This window comes from Polaromonas sp. P1_E3 (assembly GCF_056405935.1).
On sequence record NZ_JBFUBD010000483.1, the window covers coordinates 1 to 1,806 of the forward strand.

Below are 1,806 nucleotides of genomic sequence, written 5' to 3' on the forward strand. Positions count from 1 at the left end.
GGCGCGGGAGGTCGGCACCGAAGGCAAGCTGGGCGGACAGGCTGATGTGCAGGGCGTGGCCGGCACCTGGAAAGACCTGACCGACAACGTGAACTTCATGGCCGGTAACCTGACTGGCCAGGTGCGGGGCATTGCCAAGGTGGTGACCGCAGTGGCCAATGGCGATCTGGAGCAGAAGCTCACGGTAGAGGCCAAGGGGGAAATAGCCGCACTGGCCGATACGATCAACAGCATGACCGACACCCTGGCGACTTTTGCCGACCAGGTGACGACGGTCGCGCGTGAAGTCGGCGTAGAAGGCAAACTGGGCGGACAGGCCAAGGTTCCCGGTGCAGCCGGCACGTGGAAAGGCCTGACAGAGAACGTGAACCAGCTGGCCGCCAATTTGACGACCCAGGTGCGAGCCATTGCCGAGGTTGCCACCGCTGTGACACAGGGTGACTTGACGCGGTCCATCACGGTCGAAGCGCTCGGCGAGGTGGCAGCCCTGAAGGACACGATCAATGAAATGATTCGCAACCTCAAGGACACCACCCAGCTCAATACCGAACAGGACTGGCTGAAGACCAATCTCGCCAARTTCAGCCGSATGCTSCAGGGSCAGAAAGACCTGGTGGCCGTGGGACACCTGATCCTCTCGGAACTTGCGCCCGTGGTCGGTGCCCAACAGGCGGAGTTCTACGTGCTTAGCTACACGCACGAAAGACCGCGGCTGCGATTGATGGCGAGCTATGCATCTGAAGGTCAGGGAGCTTATGGCAAGGAGATTGATCTCGGGCAAGGACTGGTAGGGCAGTGTGCGTACGACAAGCAAAAAATACTGTTGACTTCGTCACTGCCGCAGGGCCTCAAGATTTCGTCCGGCCTCACCGAAGTTGCGCCTATGGACATCCTGGTGCTACCCATTATTTTTGAAGGGCAAGTCAGGGGCGTGGTGGAGCTGGCTTCTGTGGAACGCTTCAACCCGACCCATCAGGCTTTCCTTGATCAGCTGACGGAAAGTATCGGGATCGTGATCAATACGATCGAAGCGAATATGCGCACCGAGGACCTGTTGACCCAGTCGCAGTCCCTCGCGCAGGAGTTGCAAAGCCGCCAGGAAGAGCTTCAGCAGACCAACGAGGAATTGCAGGAAAAGGCGCATTTGCTGGTGCAGCAGAACGACGAGGTCGAGCGCAAGAATCAGGAGGTGGAACAGGCGCGCCAGGCGCTGGAAGAAAAAGCCAAGCAACTTTCGCTGACATCCAAGTACAAGTCGGAATTCCTGGCCAACATGTCCCACGAGTTGCGCACACCGCTCAACAGCCTGTTGATCCTGTCTGACCAGCTTTGCAAAAACTCGGAAGGGAATCTGACAAACAAGCAGGTGGAATTTTCCAAGACCATCCACTCGTCAGGCAACGATTTGCTCATGCTGATCAACGACATTCTGGATCTTTCCAAGATCGAATCCGGCACGGTCGTGGTCGATATCAATGAACTTCGCCTCTCCGATCTGCAGCTCTATGTCGAACGGACTTTCCGCCATGTGGCAGAGGCCAAGAACGTCGATTTCCTGATCACTACCGGGCTGCAATTGCCGGTTTCCATGGTGACAGACGTGAAACGGCTGCAGCAAATTCTCAAAAACCTTCTGTCCAACGCCTTCAAATTCACGCACCAAGGCCATGTGGCCCTGTCAATAGAAGAGGCCTTCACGGGCTGGAGCCCGGACAACGAGGAATTGAACCGTGCTCCGCAAGTGCTGGCGTTCTCCGTTACTGATACCGGGATCGGCATCTCGGCCGACAAGCAGCAGATTATTTT

Annotated in this window: 1 protein-coding gene; it reads left to right on the forward strand. The window is 56.9% G+C overall.

Going from position 1 to position 1,806, the window contains the following annotated elements; translation table 11 throughout:
* The coding region (locus tag AC1D0Z_RS20795; RefSeq protein ID WP_477660061.1) for a HAMP domain-containing protein at positions 1-1,806 on the forward strand (1,806 nt) is incomplete at both ends.